Below are 17401 nucleotides of genomic sequence, written 5' to 3' on the forward strand. Positions count from 1 at the left end.
ACTATAAATTTTTCAGAAGGGTGTGTTGAAAAATTCCACAACCTGTAAATGATTGCTATAGCCGTGTTCGCGGCAAAGTCGCAATGACTAATCCAATACAACAAGGATTGAAACTGGAAGACGGTCGCGCCGAAAATCGAGAAAGCGTCGCAATGACTAATCCAATACAACAAGGATTGAAACTCGTTCAATGAGGCGCGGCAAATCGCGGGGAGTGTGGACAAGCTGGATCGGGTACTCAAGGGTGGTGAGACGCTGGAAAGCATCTACAACGAGGGCAAAGACCCGCTGTAGCAGTGGAAGACGGTCGGGGATATAGTAGCAAAGCGCCCTATACTGGCTGACATGAATGTTCAATCAGACCGCACAACTTCAGTCAAAGACTTTGCCAATGGCTGCCTAAACGCGCCAAGAGATAAGCAACCGCCGCTTGTAATAGGGAGTATTGAAGCGGCTATCGCGGTACATACGGATGCTTTGGGCGTACCCGTTACTGGGAAGCAAGTGGCGCTTGATCATGACTACACGCGCCATACTCTGCTGCATCACGGCTCGCCTTCCGAGCGCAGCCGAGGGCAAGAGCCGATTACTGATGCTGATTTGGCCTTAGCTCGGCTAATTCTGAACCAAGCCAAAAACATCCATTCTGGAACACCCCCACAATCAAAGAACGGATGTTCTCGTTTGGAGGTTATTGAGGAGATGGGCGCTTATCGGTACACGGTTATTTATGAAGTGCGTCGTGCCAGCGTCGTTGTCTACACGATGTTCAAGCGGCCAAAATAAAACCGCCGCACTGCTCGATGTCCCTCATTGCTGAGTCCCCGAGCCAAACGCCCTAGGCGTCGTGCGGCTTAATTTCAGTATACCCCTCACCTCAAGGTTCCTCAAGATGCCCATGCCCCAACTCGTCCTCATCGGCAACGCCACGCTGTACTTCGGCGATTGCTTGGAGCTATTGCCGCATTTGCAACGGTCGGGCTGCGTGGACGCCATTGTGAGCGACCCTCCTTATGGGATTGGTTTTCAGTGTGGTGCTAAACCTGGAAATGGCCTGGGTCGCAATGACTCATCCAATACAACAAGGATTGAAACCAGTAAAAGGTTTTGAAGTTTTACCTCGGCGATGGGTGGTAGAGCGAACCTTTGCTTGGCTGAGTCGTTCCCGCAGATTAAGCAAAGATTATGAGCGGAAACCCACGTCCAGTTCGGGCCAAGTTTATATCGCTTGCAGTCGATTAATGTTGCAGCATCTTTGCAAAAGACGAGCAGATGAAAGAGTCATTCTAGCAGTTCTTTAGGTAATTAAGTTTTTATATAGCCTCTGATACTGTTTATTAGCTAACCTCTGTTGTGGATTCCCTTCTCGACCCAAAATAGCGTGCATAAACCCAGGTGAATTCAGCTCCAAAAAAGAGAAGTTGAGCCGAGTAGTAAACCCAAACTAATACCACCACTAAAGAACCGGCTGCACCGTAAACCGATTGCCCACCGGCTTTTATAATGTAGAGACCCATGATGTTTTTGCCCACCGAAAAAAGCAATGCGCTAAGGATTGCTCCTAACCACACATCGCCCCAAGCGACATGGGCATCGGGTAAAAATTTGTAGATCATTGCGAATAAGAGTGAAATCACTATAAACGAGTTGGACAGATCGATGACGTACACTATCGTCGGAAAGCCAGGCATCAATACAGCCAGATTTTGGTCAATCACTGCAACAAGCGCGCTGACCACTAAAGAAACCAGAAAAAGAAAACCGATACCTAGGACTAAGGAGAACGAAAGTAGGCGCTTGCGTAAAAACGACCGAAGAATACCCTCGCTCGGTACGACATCCCAAATGGTATTAAGGGCGTCTTGCAGTTGAACAAAAACCCTCGTTGTTCCAAAAAGAAGAGTCGCAAGACCGACAACGGTTGCACCAATCCCCTGGGCAGGTTTGCTTGAATTAGCCAGCACTTGCTGAATCAGCACTGCACCTTCAGCACCGACAATATCCCTGATTTCGGAAATAAGATGTCCCTGGGCCGCTTCACGACCAAACACGAATCCTGCCACAGCAATAGCCACTATCAGCAACGGTGCAAGCGCAAATACCGTGTAGTAAGACAAAGCAGCAGCCATGTATTCTGCTTTGTCGTCGTTCCAAGCGTGTACTGTTTCTTTAAGCAGCGTCCACAGGATTTTTAATTTGAAATGATACCGAAAAGCCACGATTATCCCCTTCCAATCCGCATAAGGCTTTCATTCTATCTGATGTTGGGAAAATCCGGGATACCTCGGATCGAAGACTAAAGCGTGTATCATTTTATCTCAATGGTTCGGACAGTTTTGGCGATTACCATCAACCGGTCAGCTTTCATAGGCTAAATTAAAGCCAACTCAGGGATTGACCGGACTTGGATAAAATAATTTGTTGATTTTGCTTAACTCTCCATCAAGGCTCGAAGCTATGGTTTTTCAAGGGGTTCCGTGAACTCATCGGTGTTTCACCCAGACGCTTGAAGAACTGAAACTGTCCGAACCATTGATCTTGAGTACAGGATCTGGTGATCGCTGATTTTAGGAAAACATCGTAACGACGGCATGACGGTTCAGTTTTCCAGCGCCGGTAAGCGGCAGTTCGGCCACCGGCCGGACCTGCTTGGGAACCTTATAATCGGCTAAAGAGTCCCGGCAAAACGCCTTGAGTTCCTCTTCCCCAGCACTCCTGCCGGCGTGAAACATCACCAGCGCGACGGGCGCTTGTCCCCATTGCGGATCGGGGATGCCGGCGCAAATCGCTCCAGCGACGGCGGGATGTTTCATTAAAGCCTGTTCGATCTCCTCCGGGGAAATGTTTTCTCCGCCCGAGATAAACATGTTGTCGGCCCGTCCTTGGATGAACACGAGACCGTCCTGATCCTGCATTGCTAAATCTCCGGTTTCCATCCAGCCGTCCGGGTGAATGACTTTTTCAGTCCGCGCCGGATCATCGAGATAACCGTCAAAGTTATGCGGACTGCGCAGACACAGCACGCCGATTTGGCCGGGTTCAACGTCGCATCCGGTTTCCTGATCGACGATTTTAGCGTCGCAGTGAAACATGGACATGCCGATGCTCGCTGAATTCACCAGCAACTCGTCCAGAGAATCGGAACGAGCGATATAGGCAAAATTGGAGGGGCCGGCCTCGGTCATCCCGTAGGTCTGACTGATCGGAATGCCTTTATCGAGGAAGACTTTCATCACCGCCTTTGAACACGGCGCGGCGGCGGTGGTGATCGCCTTCAAGTGGGAAAAATCGGTTTCCGCAAATTTTGGATGGGCGATCAGGAATTGCAGCATGGCTTCGACCGCGCCAAAATTCTCGACGCGCCCTTCATGGATCAGTTCCAGGATCAAGCCGGGATTGAATTCGCGCATCAAGACGCTGGTGATGCCGGCATGAAACAGCGGGGTAAAGGTATTCCAGCCGCCGATGTGAAAGAACGGGAAAGTGATGAGTACCTTTTGGTAAGCCCCGGCGAGGCCGGTGGCGAGAATGTCGACCGAGTTCCAGACCATCTGCCGATAAGACACGATGCAGATTTTCGGCACGGCGGTTGTCCCGCCGGTGTGGACGTACAGGCAACGATCCGTCATCGCCAGCGGCACGTTCACCGCTCGGAGATCGGTCTTCAGGATAAGGGTTTCAAAAATATTCTGGTCATCATCGATGTTGATCAGCGCTTGAACTGAGGAAGGCACCGATAAGGCCAGGACCAGCTCGGCATATTGATGTTCGTGAACCAGGACGCGGGGCTGGAGGCGTGTCAGCAGATCATCCAGTTCCGGCTTTTTCAACCGCTGGCTCAACGGGGCTAAAATAATCCCCAATTTGCCGCAAGCCAGATAAAGATCAATGGATTCGATCCGGTTGCGGCTTATCAGCGCGAGGACATCGCCTTTACACAGGCCCAGCGCATCGCTCAGATAGGCTCCTACCCGGCACGCCCGGTCGTTCATGTCCTGAAAGGTGTAGGTTTTTTGGGTGAATGCGTCATACAGAGCGGTTCGGTAAGGCGTCAGCGCCGCACGGCGTCCGGCCCAATCGCCCACCCAATTCATCGGTAGATCGTCATAATTTTGAATGAATCCCATGGGAATCTCTTTCTGATCAAGGACGGGAAAACACCGACTTTAGAATCAATCCATCAACGGAATCAATAAAGCCCGACGCTCATTCGTTGGACAACACCACCTTCCCTATTCCTTCCAAACCATGGAACGCCGCCGCGTACCCCCCGGCTGTTGGCTCTCGTGGAGACCCGCGAGGTTCAGAGGGCCATGTGATGGTCAGCCAGCCACACCTGAAATGTAGCCGGTTTAATGCCTTCCTCCGACGCCACCACCTGGCACGAGTTCATGACCGCGCCTGCCACGCCAGATGATTCAAATACGCCAAGCGAGCCTCTTCATCGGGCAGCGTCTCGCGCAGCGCGTCCATAAACGGCAAATCTGCATCTAAGCCATGCAGGAGCAATCGGGCTTGCGCTGCTCGCGGGATGCGCGTCTTGCGGTCGCTTGGGTTCTGGCGGATATCCTGCGGAGGGGTCATCGAGGCGTTCATGATTAAGGTCTCCTCTACATTAAAGCGTCTTCACGATCCGGCCTCACCCCGATCAACTCATCCGTGGCGAAGCCCAGAGCCTTTGCTTGTTCCAGTAGCCGCTCGCACCCGGTCGGCGGCAATGGTCGGGTGCGGGCCAGAATCCACAAGTAATACCATTTCTCTATAGAGGTTCTTCGACGGTTCTTGTGGAAACCGGGGTTTAGTGCCTCATAAATGTGATATTCAGTGAATCGCTCATCAATAACCGATTGATCTGCAAAGGCATCAACTTAACCACAAGCCGGCGCGGCGGGCTACAATCCGTCTTGGGAGACGATCTCCACAGAAACCCTCGAAGAACCTAAATTTATAGAGAAATGGTATTACGCCGCCGACAGCCCCGCTGAATTTTTCGCGGTCATCAGCGAAGCGTTTTTCGAGGCGCTGGAGATAGTCGCTGACAGCTACCCGGAGGTTTACCGGCAACTCCAGGCATTCTATCGGCAGGATCCGCTAACCCGGCGGTTTAGCGAATGCCTTCCAACCGCAGCCGACCCTCCTGATCCAAAACCTGAATGCGGTTAAACAATGCATCAGGTAACAACGCCAACAGGCAGGGACTGCTCATAACCTGAGCCTGCCGGTAACCGGGCAGCGACTCGCGCCAGTCCACCCGCACCATCAGCACCCCGTCCCGCACCGTGGCAAATTCCTCTGCCAGGCTGAGGCCATAACCGGACGAGGGCCGCGATCCCATCGCCATCAGCAACACCCCCGCGCGGGGAAAATCCACCGCTGGTGGCGGTGGTGGCTCCGTCCGCAGGCTCATCACCTGTCCGTACCGTTGCTGCCACGCTTCCGGGCTGGCGATCCAGATCACTACCGGCTGATCCAGACCGCCGCACTGGCCGCTACCGTACAGCGTTTTCACTGGCAGAACCACGTTACCCAACCCGCCACCGCCGGGATAGCCGCAGCCCGAGGTCAGCGCCAGCGCCGCCAGTATTGCCCAGGCGATCCGCTTCAATGCGCAGTCCCCACTTGCCTGGTTGAATGCCGCCGCTTCCCGGTCTCGCCAGTATCCGCTTTCACCGACTTGAAGTCCGCCAGGTTCACCGTAAAGCCACTCACGAAGTCCAGCCCACTCCGATTCTGGTTGACCTCAATCATTACTGGCGCATCGGTAGTGATGTACGCCCCGCAGGACTCGCCAATATCGCAAATAAACTGGTTATTGTTGGAGTCACTACCCGCGAAAATTTCATAGCTACCGGCGGGAACATCGCTCAGGGTGTAGGTGTAGCTGCCATTAGCCTGCCGCACTGCGGTCACATCGGCAATGGTGTCTCCGGTCGTTGGATTCACCAGCAGTACATACTGCTGGCCGACCGCGCCAGCGCTCAAGTTGTTGGCGATCTGCATAATCACCCGCACTTGAACCCCATTGGCGTTGGAGCCGAAAGTGATCGTTGCGCTGTATACCCCATCCGCCAAGCCATCGCGCCGTACCGCAACCGCGTAGTTACCTATGCCACTGGCATTGATCTGGGTCGGGGTCACGCTCAGCCAGCCGCCGGAATTCTCAGTGGGCGCATTCACTGTCAGATTGCTGCCGCCACCATTCAACACCGTGAGCGTCTGGCTGCTCACGCTGATCCCAAAGTTCAGCGCCGATGGGCTGACCGCAAGGATCGGGGTTGGATTGACCGGATTACCCCCGGTATTGGCAGCGGCAGTCACCGCTTTATAAGCGTTGATCAGGCCATAACCGAACCGGTCATCCTTTCCCGCAGTGCCCAGATCTTCGGTGAGCGCTCCACTGGCCAGCAGATTGGCAACATCCGCCGGCGTCAGATTGGGAGCCACTGATTTCATTAACGCCACCACCCCGGCCATGTGTGGCGTCGCCATCGAAGTGCCCTGCCAGATCACATAGTCGTTGACCAGTTTGCCGCCGCTATCGGTAGCGACCGTGCTGAGGACGCCATCCGGTTTGCCGTCACCGTTCACGTCTCTAGCGGTACTGCCGCCGGGCGCAGCTACGCTAACCCACGGTCCGAAGTTGGAGTACGGTGCCAGATTCTTGTTGATGTCCACCGCGCTGACCCCGATCACCCCCGGATAGCCGGCGGGATAGGACGGTTCACTGCTGGCTTCGTTGCCCGCCGCAGCGACGATGACTACGCCAGCAGCGCGCACCTGATCGTAGACCGCTTGGGAAGCGGATGAGAAACCGGGACCGCCAATGCTGAGATTGATCACATCGGCACGACGCGGCGGCACCGTGCCGGAGTCGTTAGGTAACCGAGCGGCGAAGCGCATCGCCTGCTCGATGTCGTAATCGGAACAGCCAAATTGGCCGCACACCCGCAGCGGCATCACTTTGGCACTAAAAGCCACTCCCGCTACCCCAATGCTATTGTTGGTGGCGGCGGCGACCGTACCGCTCACATGAGTACCGTGGAAGGAACTGCTGCCGTCAGGATTGGATCGATCACCGGGATCGCTGGGATCGCGGTCAATACCATCGCCATCGCCGGCATTAGCTGGATCTTTGATGAAGTCATAGCCGTCCACCAGTTGCCCTTGCAGATCGGGATGACTAAGCACCACACCAGTATCAATCACCGCCACCAGGGTGTTGGCGCCGGTGGTCAGATCCCAGGTTTGCGGCAGGTTGATCTGCGGGTAATGCCACTGGAATTGATAAAGCGGATCGTTGGGGACGAAGTTTACTTCGCGGATAAAATTGGGCGTAGCGTCCGCAACACTCGAATCACGTTTCAGCACCTTGATCAGGCACAGGGTCTTCAGTTTGTCCCGCAACACCGGATCGTCCGGCTGAAACTCTTCCGGGAAGCAAGACCCAGCAGTGTCGGCTAATGGCGAATAGGTGCTGACCTGCGCCTGTTTATCGAGTTCGATTAAAGTGTTGCGTTCCGGTTCTCCCTGCTCCCGCACGGTCGGGTTCAGTGCTTGGGCACGCAAGCCGCCCGCCGGCATCGTCGCAGCATCCCGAAAGAGGACAATGGCTTCTCCAGTGACGAAAGGATCGCTCAGTCGCAGCCGCGTCCCCGTACTGACTGGCGCCAATGCCTGACCAATGGTCAATACATAGTTGGATGCGCCTTTATCCACCGCCACCACCACCAGATAATCGCCGCCGGTCTTAATCGTCAGCGATTCCGCCCGGTTCTGACTGGCGGAAGCATCAATAATCTTGCCGTTAATATCGGCCAATGCCAGATCCAGATCGTCATTGACACCATCACCGGCAATCAGCAGGTTAATCGGCTGGCCCGCCAGCAGGCTGACCTTGTAGACATCCACCTCATCGCCAGTGGTACGCGACCGCCCGCTGGAACCGCTACCGGGTTGGTTAACATAGCCGCTGAGCGTGACTGGATTGGGAATTGGTTGAGCCTCCGCGACGGTATCGTTGGATCGGTACGAGGCCACCGGATCATTGACATCGCTGTCAATGGCGGTGCCCGAGGCCGGGCGAATGGTTCCGCTCAACGTGTACTGGGTAGTAGGTGGCGGCGTTGGCGGCGTTGGCGGTGTTGAATTGTCGCTCCCCCCTCCCCCTCCACAGGCTTGCGATAACAAAGTGGCTATTGCCATCATCAGGATTGATCGCTTGGAAGTGACCCGCTTCATTGCTCATCCTCTTATGATCCGTCGCAGAACCCGATTGATCATCGCGTCTGCCTTATACTGAAACCGCATGGAATCTTCAGGGTAGATTCTATTTCAATGATCTCCACCCACGCGGGACCTGTGGCATGAACTATCAGTTTGAGATACTTGATCAGTCTATCGGCTATCGCGGATTTTTCCGCATGGAAAAGTACCGGCTGCGGCATGAACTGTTCGCCGGCGGCTGGAGTTCGGCAATGACCCGCGAATGCCTGGAACGCGGTCATGCCGTCGCAGTGCTGCTGTACGACCCAGCTTCCGACCAAGTCGTTTTACTGGAACAATTTCGGATCGGAGCGCTGGAATTTCCCGGCGGCCCTTGGTTGCTGGAAATCGTCGCCGGGATTATTGACCATCCCGGCGAAACTACTGAGGAGGTGGCGCGACGCGAAACCACCGAAGAAGCCGGTTGCCAGTTGCTCGATGTTATTCCGATCTGTCATTACCTGGTTAGTCCCGGTGGCACTTCGGAGAGCATCACCCTATTTTGCGGACGGGTGGATGCCGCGACCATTACCCGCCACATCTGCGGCGTTGCCTCTGAACATGAGGACATCCGCTTGCAGGTCGTTTCCCGCCGTGAGGCGCTGGATTTATTGCATTCCGGCCGCATCAACTCTGCCGCGCCGATCATCGCTTTGCAATGGCTGGAGCTGAATCGGGCCACATTACAGGAACGCTGGGGTTCGGCACCGGCCTAGATGTTCAGTACCCGCAGGTCAGGATCGGGCTGCGACCGATCCCAGATCGTGCGGAAGAGTTCCAGTAGTTCCTTCATCCGCTCGCTGGACTGCGGCACATACTCGCCGATCAGGCGGCGCGGGTCGCTGAAACGCAATAGCGCCTGCTCATCGGCGATAGCGAACGCCTGCCCCAGTTCCGGCCAATCCGGGAGTTCCCGCCGATCCGGAATACGCAGCAGCAGCGCAGTGGTCAAGCGCTCTGCCAGTCGCGCCAATCCCGGACAGGCGCTGCGCCATTCCCGCGCCGATGGCAACACCAGTTGGAACCGGACTTTCGGCTGAGTCACCACCCGGTCGCGGATAGCGGCCAGCACATCGGCATCGTTGTACAACTCTGGCCGCACCAGCGGCGTATACAAATACAGAGTGCGCCGCATCCCGCTAATCAATTCCAGTAATGCGCGCCGACTCTCTTCCAACCCATTCAGGGGAAGCGGGGAAATTTCGTTAATTTCGTGCTGGTCTACCATCGCTGTCACCTCATTGTTTGGGTAGAGCTTTACACCTGGGCTTGTTGTACCTCCAGAACTTTCGCTTTGGCTTGGAAAGCAGCGCAGGGTTCCAGCGGATTCATGCCACGAAGGCTGGAAATTGACGTAGAATTTTCAAGCTGCTTGGCAGCCTTTCCGGATCGTTCCGCCTTCATTTCCAGTCTCGTGGAGCCTGATATGCCCGATTACCGTTCCCGCACTACCACCCACGGCCGCAACATGGCCGGCGCTCGCGCCCTGTGGCGGGCCACTGGCGTCAAGGACGGCGACTTTGGCAAACCGATCATTGCCATATCCAATTCCTTCACCCAGTTCGTGCCCGGCCATGTTCATCTGAAAGACTTGGGGCAACTGGTGGCCCGCGAGATCGAAAAAGCCGGCGGCATCGCCAAGGAATTCAACACCATCGCTGTTGATGACGGTATCGCCATGGGTCACGGCGGGATGCTGTACTCGCTCCCTTCCCGTGAATTGATCGCCGATTCGGTGGAGTATATGGTCAATGCTCACTGTGCCGACGCGCTGGTGTGCATTTCCAACTGCGACAAAATTACCCCCGGCATGTTGATCGCCGCCATGCGTCTGAACATCCCCGCTATTTTTGTCTCCGGCGGGCCGATGGAAGCCGGCAAAACCCGACTGGCGGGCAAGGAGGTGAAGCTGGATCTGGTGGACGCCATGGTCGCCGCCGCCGATTCCAGTCTCGACGACGCCACAGTTGCGGAACTGGAGCGCTCGGCCTGTCCCACCTGCGGTTCCTGCTCCGGCATGTTTACCGCCAACTCGATGAACTGCCTGACCGAGGCGCTGGGCTTGAGCCTGCCCGGCAACGGCTCGCTGCTGGCGACCCATGCCGACCGCCGCGAACTGTTTCTGGAAGCGGGGCGGCGCATCGTTGCCCTCACCCAACGCTATTACCAGCAGGGCGACGAGTCGGTGCTGCCGCGCAGTATTGCCTGTTTCGCCGCGTTCGAGAACGCTATCAGCCTTGATGTCGCCATGGGCGGTTCCACCAACACCGTGTTGCACCTGCTGGCCGCCGCGCATGAGGCTGGGGTGGATTTCACCATGCGCGATATTGACCGGCTGTCGCGGCGAGTGCCGAATCTGTGCAAGGTCGCGCCCGCCACTCAGAAATATCACATGGAAGACGTCCACCGGGCCGGCGGGGTGATCGCCATTCTGGGCGAACTGGATCGCGCCGGGCTGCTGCATCGTGAGGTGCGTACCGTTCACAGCGAGACCATGGCCGAGGTGCTGGATCGCTGGGACATCGCCCGATCCAGTTCCTGGGACGAGGCCCGGCTGCGCTATTCCGCCGGACCTGCCGGCATTCCCAGCCAGGAAGCGTTCAGCCAGACCACCCGCTGGCCGAGCCTGGATCTGGATCGCGAGAACGGCTGCATTCGCGCTCGTTCCCACGCCTATTCGCAGGACGGTGGGTTGGCGGTGCTGTACGGTAACATCGCCGAGGATGGCTGCATCGTTAAAACCGCTGGCGTGGACGAAGCCAATCTCACCTTCCAGGGACCGGCGCGGATTATGGAAAGCCAGGAAGATGCAGTCGATGCCATTCTGGGCGGGCGGATTCAACCGGGCGATGTAGTGCTGATTCGCTACGAAGGGCCACGCGGCGGGCCGGGAATGCAGGAAATGCTCTATCCCACCAGCTATCTCAAGTCCAAAGGATTGGGCAAGGTGTGCGCCCTGCTCACTGACGGACGCTTTTCCGGCGGCACTTCCGGGCTGTCCATCGGCCACGTTTCGCCGGAAGCGACCGAAGGCGGTGCGATTGCGCTGGTCGAAGAGGGCGACCGGATCGAAATTGATATTCCCAACCGCCGCGTCCATTTGGCGGTGAGCGCTGCGGAGTTGCAGCGGCGGCGGGCCACAATGCAGGCGCTTGGTGCGGCGGCGTGGAAACCGGCCCACCGTCAGCGTTTGGTCTCTCCGGCGTTGCGTGCCTATGCCGCCATGACCACCAGCGCCGCCTATGGTGCGGTGCGCGACGTGACCCAAGTGGAACGTTGACCAACCAGGGTAAAGCCTGCCAGACGCTACGTAGCGATCCCGCTACGTAGCGATCCCCTGTGTTGAAGATTTGTCTTGGGTGCGGAAGGTTTGGCGGGCGAAATCCGGGTCGCTGTTATTGTAAAACCAATAAGGGGATGGGGCATGAGCCAGGTAGATAACCCAGAGAGTCAGCGTCTTCGGTTCCTCAATCATCTAAAGCTGATTGAGGATCTGTGGCAAAAGCTGTACTACGTCAAATGGAACGCCAAGTCATTCGCGATGCTAGGGCGCCTGGCCCAGGATATGGCGAAAAACATCGCCGTTGGCAGCGACGAATCCCTGAGTAACCTGGTTGCGCAGTTGGAACAACACGTCAAAAACTGCCTAACCGCTAGTGGCATACCCCGTGAACCCGAGCGACAGCGGCTGACCGCGCTAATTGATGCATTGCGGCACCGGTTGGTCGCGGAGGGTGGGCGTAGCGCGAGCGATGAACCCCGGACGCGCCCCTTGCTGGCGCCGCAGCCGGAAATTTTCGTTATCGCCCCCGACGGCCAAAGCTCATTGATTGGAAAGCTTGAAGATTCAGGCTATCGGGTGCGACATCTAACCAACCTGATTGAGGCCGAAGAACGGTTAAACGACCGAGTACCCGGCGCCATTATTCTTGATGTTGATTTCCCTGAGGGTGCGGAGGTAGCCACGGCGCTGATTGCAACCCTGCGTGATCAAGTGGGACTGCGGGCACCAGTGCTGTTTCTGGCCGAACGCAACGACATGTCGGCGCGCTTGGAGGCAGTGCGGGCGGGCAGCACCGCCTACTTTAACAAGCCGCTGGATTGCGATGAGGTGCTGACAGCGCTGCGGGAACTGCTGCTGCCGCAGACTTCCGAAAGCTATTATCGGGTGCTAATCGTGAACGACCGGCCAGCCGAGGCCTGGGAGATGGCGGGGGCGCTGGAAGAAGAAGGGATTACCCCCCGCGTGGTGATCCAGCCGCTGCAAGTGTTGCAGGACATTCAACGCTTCCGGCCCGATTTGCTGCTGATCGACCTAGACATCAAGGAAATCAGCGGACCCGAACTGGCCCGAGTAATTGCACAGCACCGGGAATGTGACGTTCTGCCGATGATCCTGCTATGTTTCCCCGCTGATACCGCCCATTACCTGATGGATTTGGATGCGCCGGGCGCCAGCGTACTGGCTAAACCGGTGCCGGTCAGTCATCTGTGCTGGGAGGTCAAGCAGCGCTTGCGTCGAGCGCGCACGCTGCGGGTTAGACTCGGCGCACTGACCGATAACGATGCTGTCAGCGGCCTCTACAATCGCGGGCGGTTCCTGATGTTGCTGGAGCGGGCTATTGAAACCCTGGGGCTGCGCACGCAATCCTTGGCGGTGGTGTTCATCATGCTGGACAACCTGCGTGCTATTCGTGATTCCGCTGGGGTAGCGACCGCCGATGAAGTGGTGGGACAAGCCGCCAACCGATTGCGCCAGATTCTGAACTACGAGCAGCCGTCCGCACGATTCAGCGACGCCATTTTCACCGTCATGATCCCCAATCTGCTTGGCGAACCCTTGCTGAGGCTGGCCCGCCGGATTCGCGACGCCCTGGAAACCGGATTTTACAAAGTGGGCGATCAGGCCCTGCTGTTGCGAACCAGTATTGGCATTTCAATAGCGACCGACCGCAGTCAGGAACACCTGATGCTGATCCAGGGCGCAGATTCAGCCTGTGGCCTGGCGCGGGAGGCCAAGGGCGAGCGGATTTATCTACAACAGAACGTGGTAGCGCCCAAGCGTGATCAGGAGATGTCATCGCGAGGACGGGTACTGAGTCAGGTGAAGGAGATCGTCGAACACGAGCGAACCTGGCTGGTGTTCCAACCCATCGCCAGCATGCGCGGCGATGCCAATGAACGTTATGAAGTGTTGCTGCGCCTGCGTGATAGCGAGGGTCAGGATCTGATTCCAGGCAGCGTATTTGGCGTAGTCCACAACCACGAACTGGGGATGACGCTGGATCGCTGGGTCATCGAACACGCTATTGACATGCTCAAGCAGCGGCAGTTGGCTACCACGCTGTTTATCAAGATTCTGCCGATCACGTTAAAAGATCGCACTTTAAGCGGCTGGCTGCGTGAACGACTGGAACAGGCAGGGGTGGAGGCACAACGGATTGTGTTCGAGGTGGCAGAGTCAGTGGCCGAGCGCAACATGCGTGATATGTTCGGTTTCCTGAGCGGGATTAAACAACTGGGTTGCGGATTTTGCCTGGATCGCTTCGGACGGGGCACCGATTCGCTAGGGCTGCTCAAAAATCTGGGGGCTGATTACATCAAACTGGACATGTATTTTGTCAATCAGTTATCCAAGGATCGGGTCAAACAGACCCAGCTCCGCGAACTGGTACAGAATCTGGAGACCTTGGGCGCATTAACTATTGTCGGTGGGGTGGAGGACGTGCAAGCAATGCCGATTCTATGGTCGCTGGGCGTAGACCTGATCCAGGGATTTTTCCTGCAACAACCCTATCGTGAGATGAGCTACGACTTCTCCGGCGCGGCCTTCTAAACAACGCCGGTTTTCTCGAACAACAGTTAACCTTGCGTGGCGCACAGCAACGCTGCATAGCCCTCCCGGTAGCCGGGATAACCAAAGGTGAAGCCGCTGGCGCGCAACCGGACGTTGCGGCAACGCTTGCTGGCGCGCATTCGCAGTGCAGCATTACTACCTGCTTCAGCACCGGGCTTCAGCAGCGGATGGGCGGCCAGCGGCGGCTCCGGGACGCCCAGTTGCCTCGCCAGCCAGCTCAGCACTTCACCCAGCGGCGCCGGATCATTATCCACAGCCAGATAGAGCGGCTCCGCATCCGGCAGAAAGAGGAGATGTTCCAGCACCCGGGCGCAGTCGTCGCGATGGATGCGGTTGGTATAGAGCGGCGGGCCGGCGGGACGGGTCGCGCTGCCGTCGCGGACGCTTTCAATCAGCCGGGTGCGCCCGGGGCCGTAGATACCGCCGAAACGGACGGCGACTGCCGGCCAACCGCTGTCCCACATCCATTGTTCGCCTGCACGGATGCAACGCCCGCTAAAACCGTCCGCCTCCGCCGGTGAATCCTCGTCCACCCATTCCCCTTGGTGCTGGGCGTAGACCGAGGTGCTGGAGGTGAACAGTAACCGCCGAGGTGAATGGCCCGTCTGGCGCAAAGCGTTCAACAGGTTGCGGACACCAGTCACATAAGCGGCTTGATAAGCGGCCTCGCTAAAACCGGCAGCGGCAGCGCTGTAGACTACGAAGTCCAGCGCCGCCGGCAGCATTGTTAGCGTCGCAGGATCGGTAAGATCCGCCGCCAGCGGTTGAATGCCGGGCGGTAGATCCGCCGGATGGCGTTTTAGACCCCAGATTTCATGCCCAGCCCCACTTAGGCTCTGGCCCAAGGTAGCGCCGACATCGCCACAACCGGCAATCAGAATGCGTGCCATAACAAAATCCTCGTGAAGTGGAACCCGATGAGTCCAAATGAATTTAGCCAGCGCGTACTGGGCTGGTTCGACGCGCACGGTCGTAAGCAGTTGCCATGGCAGGAAAATCCTACGCCCTACCGGGTTTGGATCTCGGAGATCATGCTGCAACAAACCCAGGTGGAGACAGTCATTCCCTATTATCAGCGGTTCATAGAACGGTTTCCCGATCTTCGGAAGCTGGCCGATGCTGAACTGGATGAGGTGTTATGGCTGTGGGCTGGATTAGGCTATTACGCCCGCGCCCGGCATTTACACCGAACAGCGCAAATACTCTGCGAACAGCATGGCGGGACAATGCCGCTGGATATTGCGATCCTGCAACAGTTACCCGGCATCGGTCGTTCGACCGCAGGGGCGATTTTGGCGCTGGCGGCTGATCAGCACCAGCCGATTCTGGATGGCAATGTCAAACGGTTGCTGGCACGGTTCGGAGCGGTCGCGGGCTGGCCGGGCCAGTCACGGGTACAAACGACGTTGTGGGAATTGGCAGAGCGTTACACTCCGGTGCAACGAGTAGCGGCTTACACCCAGGCCATCATGGATCTCGGAGCAATGATTTGTACGCCGCGACGACCCTATTGTGCGGCGTGTCCACTGGCGGAGGGCTGCGCAGCGCATGCTCAGGGGCAGGAGATGGCCTATCCAGAGCCAAAGCCGCATCGGAAACGATTAGTCCGTGCGACGCGGATGTTGCTGCTGCGCACGCTGGAGGGTGAGGTGCTACTGGAACGCCGACCACCGGTTGGCGTCTGGGGCGGGCTGTGGAGTTTTCCCGAATGCCCGCTGGAGGTAGATATTGCTGCTTGGTGCCAAGAGCAGTTCGGCCTGACGGTGGTGGTTAAGCCACCCTGGGGTATGATACGGCATAATTTTAGCCATTTTCAGCTCGACATCACCCCGGTGCCGGCGTTGGTATCTGGGCCGGCTGGCGTGGTGATGGAAGGAGAGCGTTTTGTCTGGTATAACCCCTGCCACTCCACTGATCGCGGGGTCGCCGCGCCAGTCAAGCGGCTGCTGGCCGCTTTGGCAACCGAATTGTAGAACCAATGGGAATCAGCAATGGCTCGAATGGTGAAGTGCATCAAACTCGGCATCGAAGCCGAAGGCCTGGATCGCCTCCCCTATCCGGGAGAGCTGGGCAAGCGGGTTTTTGAGAATGTATCCAAATCGGCCTGGCAGCAATGGCTGCGTCAACAGACCATGCTGATCAATGAGTACCGGCTGACGCCATTTGAACCGAAGGCCCGCCAGTTTCTGGAAGGGCAGATGGAGCAGTTTTTCTTCGGGGAGGGAGCCGCATTACCGGAGGGCTACGTTCCATCGAAAACGTGAGTTCGCTTGACGCGAACTGGGTAAGTTGTTTTAATGCGCGCCTCTTTCACGCAGCGCGCAATACGGCCAGGTAGCTCAGTTGGTAGAGCAGCGGACTGAAAATCCGCGTGTCGTTGGTTCGATTCCGACCCTGGCCACCAAATAAATCAACGCCTTGCCGCGATTTCCGGTAGGGCGTTTCTTGTGGGTGTGCCGGTAATTGTGCGGATGACTTTTGGCTTCGCCAGCCGCTCGGCGTGTTTGTCCAAGTGGTCTGGTGCCAAGTGTGCGTAGCGCTGCACCATTGCTGGTGTTCGCCAGCCGCCCTGTAAGCGGACACATAATTTGCGCCGCATGGGACACATAGAATGCGCCTTACGAACGGCGCAAATTATTTGTCCAAAGCCCGCCCGCCACTAAACCGTATCCACCCATACGCGCCAACTTAAGCCCTAACTCTCAGATATTACTCAGTCCCTGAGCCTGGCAGTGAGCGATCAGTTGGCGGACCCGCTCCGGTACGGTTTGGAGCAGTCGGCGACGGGGACGCTCCTGGATCACCTTCAGGGCCTCCGTCCAGCGGCGCAGATCCCACTGACGCACACCGCTAATGGCGCTGGTCAGTTCCCGTTGCACGAGTTTCAAAGGCCGCCAGGGAGTCACCTGGCGCGGTTGATCCCGCCGATTCCCATCGTCGCCACATCGCCGCCGGAGCCGTTTCTCGATCACCCAGGCAGAGAGCAGCTTGCCGTTGAGAGAGAGATCGGCCAACGCACTGTTTTTTCTGGCGCGGAGATGATCGATATTAATTATACTTTTCAATCGCTTGATCACTAGCTCCACTGGCCATCGGACTCGATAGAGCGCCATCACGGTTTCGGTGGGCAGCCCCTCAGGAGCCCAGGTCGTGAAGATCAAGACCCCCTCGGCCAAGGCTAAGAGACTGTCGCAAAACTCGCCATTGATTTTGAACAAAAATTTAGCGCGGAACCCGCTTCTAGCCAGTTTTAACCCGACTCCACCATTAAGCAGATCAATA

15 protein-coding genes, 1 tRNA gene and 1 pseudogene are annotated in these 17401 nt (G+C 57.0%); 9 read left to right on the forward strand and 8 right to left on the reverse strand.

Features of this window, described 5'->3' with window-relative positions:
- Positions 1-345: 345 nt before the first annotated feature.
- Positions 346-786, forward strand: a complete 441-nt coding sequence (locus BN874_RS08160; protein WP_034431993.1) for a hypothetical protein — start codon at positions 346-348, stop codon at positions 784-786.
- 314 nt (positions 787-1100) lie between these two features.
- Positions 1101-1301, forward strand: a pseudogene (locus tag BN874_RS23405) (transposase); the annotation flags it as partial.
- Positions 1302-1337: 36 nt separating this feature from the next.
- Here BN874_RS23405 and BN874_RS08170 read toward each other — a convergent pair.
- From BN874_RS08170 to BN874_RS08180, 3 genes are all read right to left on the reverse strand, one after another.
- On the reverse strand, positions 1338-2219 hold the full coding sequence (locus BN874_RS08170; RefSeq protein ID WP_034431995.1) for a YihY/virulence factor BrkB family protein: 882 nt from the start codon (positions 2217-2219) through the stop codon (positions 1338-1340).
- A gap of 348 nt (positions 2220-2567) precedes the next feature.
- A complete protein-coding gene (locus BN874_RS08175; protein WP_034431996.1) occupies positions 2568-4127 on the reverse strand; it encodes a class I adenylate-forming enzyme family protein in 1560 nt (519 codons plus the stop codon).
- Between the two features lie 262 nt (positions 4128-4389).
- Positions 4390-4596 carry a hypothetical protein gene (locus BN874_RS08180; RefSeq protein WP_034431997.1) on the reverse strand — a complete coding sequence of 69 codons (207 nt, stop codon included), beginning with the start codon at positions 4594-4596 and terminating at the stop codon, positions 4390-4392.
- A 351-nt stretch (positions 4597-4947) separates the two neighbouring features.
- Here BN874_RS08180 and BN874_RS23410 point away from each other — a divergent pair, with 351 nt between their 5' ends.
- Positions 4948-5163 carry a zinc-dependent peptidase gene (locus BN874_RS23410; RefSeq protein ID WP_420886114.1) on the forward strand — a complete coding sequence of 72 codons (216 nt, stop codon included), beginning with the start codon at positions 4948-4950 and terminating at the stop codon, positions 5161-5163.
- On the opposite strand, the gene BN874_RS08185 is transcribed toward BN874_RS23410, so the two are convergent.
- Positions 5105-5605, reverse strand: coding sequence for a protease complex subunit PrcB family protein (locus BN874_RS08185; protein WP_034431998.1), 501 nt, complete (start codon positions 5603-5605; stop codon positions 5105-5107). The genes BN874_RS23410 and BN874_RS08185 overlap by 59 nt on opposite strands.
- Positions 5602-8238 (reverse strand): S8 family serine peptidase, encoded by a 2637-nt coding sequence (locus BN874_RS08190; protein WP_081756233.1) that lies wholly within the window; start codon positions 8236-8238, stop codon positions 5602-5604. The genes BN874_RS08185 and BN874_RS08190 overlap by 4 nt, the downstream gene beginning before the upstream one ends.
- 125 nt (positions 8239-8363) lie before the next feature.
- Between BN874_RS08190 and BN874_RS08195 the strand changes: the two genes are divergently transcribed.
- Entirely contained in the window at positions 8364-8978 is a 615-nt protein-coding gene (locus tag BN874_RS08195) for an NUDIX domain-containing protein (protein ID WP_034431999.1), read from the forward strand.
- Here the strand turns inward: BN874_RS08195 and BN874_RS08200 are convergent.
- The gene (locus tag BN874_RS08200; RefSeq protein WP_034432000.1) at positions 8975-9490 is read right to left on the reverse strand and encodes a DUF7931 domain-containing protein; all 516 of its coding nucleotides are present in this window, start codon (positions 9488-9490) and stop codon (positions 8975-8977) included. The genes BN874_RS08195 and BN874_RS08200 overlap by 4 nt on opposite strands.
- A 198-nt stretch (positions 9491-9688) precedes the next feature.
- Between BN874_RS08200 and ilvD the strand changes: the two genes are divergently transcribed.
- Both ilvD and BN874_RS08210 read left to right on the forward strand, forming a co-directional pair.
- Positions 9689-11542 (forward strand): dihydroxy-acid dehydratase, encoded by a 1854-nt coding sequence (ilvD, locus tag BN874_RS08205; protein ID WP_034432001.1) that lies wholly within the window; start codon positions 9689-9691, stop codon positions 11540-11542.
- Between the two features lie 144 nt (positions 11543-11686).
- Complete coding sequence (locus BN874_RS08210; protein ID WP_034432002.1) at positions 11687-14098, forward strand: EAL domain-containing response regulator; 2412 nt, start codon at positions 11687-11689, stop codon at positions 14096-14098.
- Between the two features lie 26 nt (positions 14099-14124).
- Here BN874_RS08210 and BN874_RS08215 read toward each other — a convergent pair whose 3' ends face one another.
- Positions 14125-15009 (reverse strand): SDR family oxidoreductase, encoded by an 885-nt coding sequence (locus tag BN874_RS08215; protein WP_034432003.1) that lies wholly within the window; start codon positions 15007-15009, stop codon positions 14125-14127.
- Positions 15010-15036: 27 nt separating this feature from the next.
- On the opposite strand from BN874_RS08215, the gene mutY reads away from it, so the two are divergent.
- The 3 genes from mutY (at position 15037) to BN874_RS08230 (ending at position 16523) form a co-directional block, all read left to right on the forward strand.
- Positions 15037-16092: an A/G-specific adenine glycosylase gene (gene mutY / locus BN874_RS08220; RefSeq protein ID WP_034432004.1), complete on the forward strand. Its 1056-nt coding sequence runs from the start codon at positions 15037-15039 to the stop codon at positions 16090-16092.
- An 18-nt stretch (positions 16093-16110) separates the two neighbouring features.
- Positions 16111-16383 (forward strand): oxidative damage protection protein, encoded by a 273-nt coding sequence (locus BN874_RS08225; RefSeq protein WP_034432005.1) that lies wholly within the window; start codon positions 16111-16113, stop codon positions 16381-16383.
- A gap of 64 nt (positions 16384-16447) precedes the next feature.
- Positions 16448-16523: transfer RNA gene (locus BN874_RS08230), tRNA-Phe, on the forward strand.
- 298 nt (positions 16524-16821) lie between these two features.
- On the opposite strand, the gene BN874_RS08235 is transcribed toward BN874_RS08230, so the two are convergent.
- Positions 16822-17401 (reverse strand): transposase (locus BN874_RS08235; protein WP_034432006.1); only part of this gene is annotated, 580 nt, incomplete at its 5' end.

Origin of the sequence: Candidatus Contendobacter odensis Run_B_J11 (genome assembly GCF_000531125.1) — a bacterium.
Lineage (GTDB): Bacteria > Pseudomonadota > Gammaproteobacteria > Competibacterales > Competibacteraceae > Contendibacter > Contendibacter odensensis.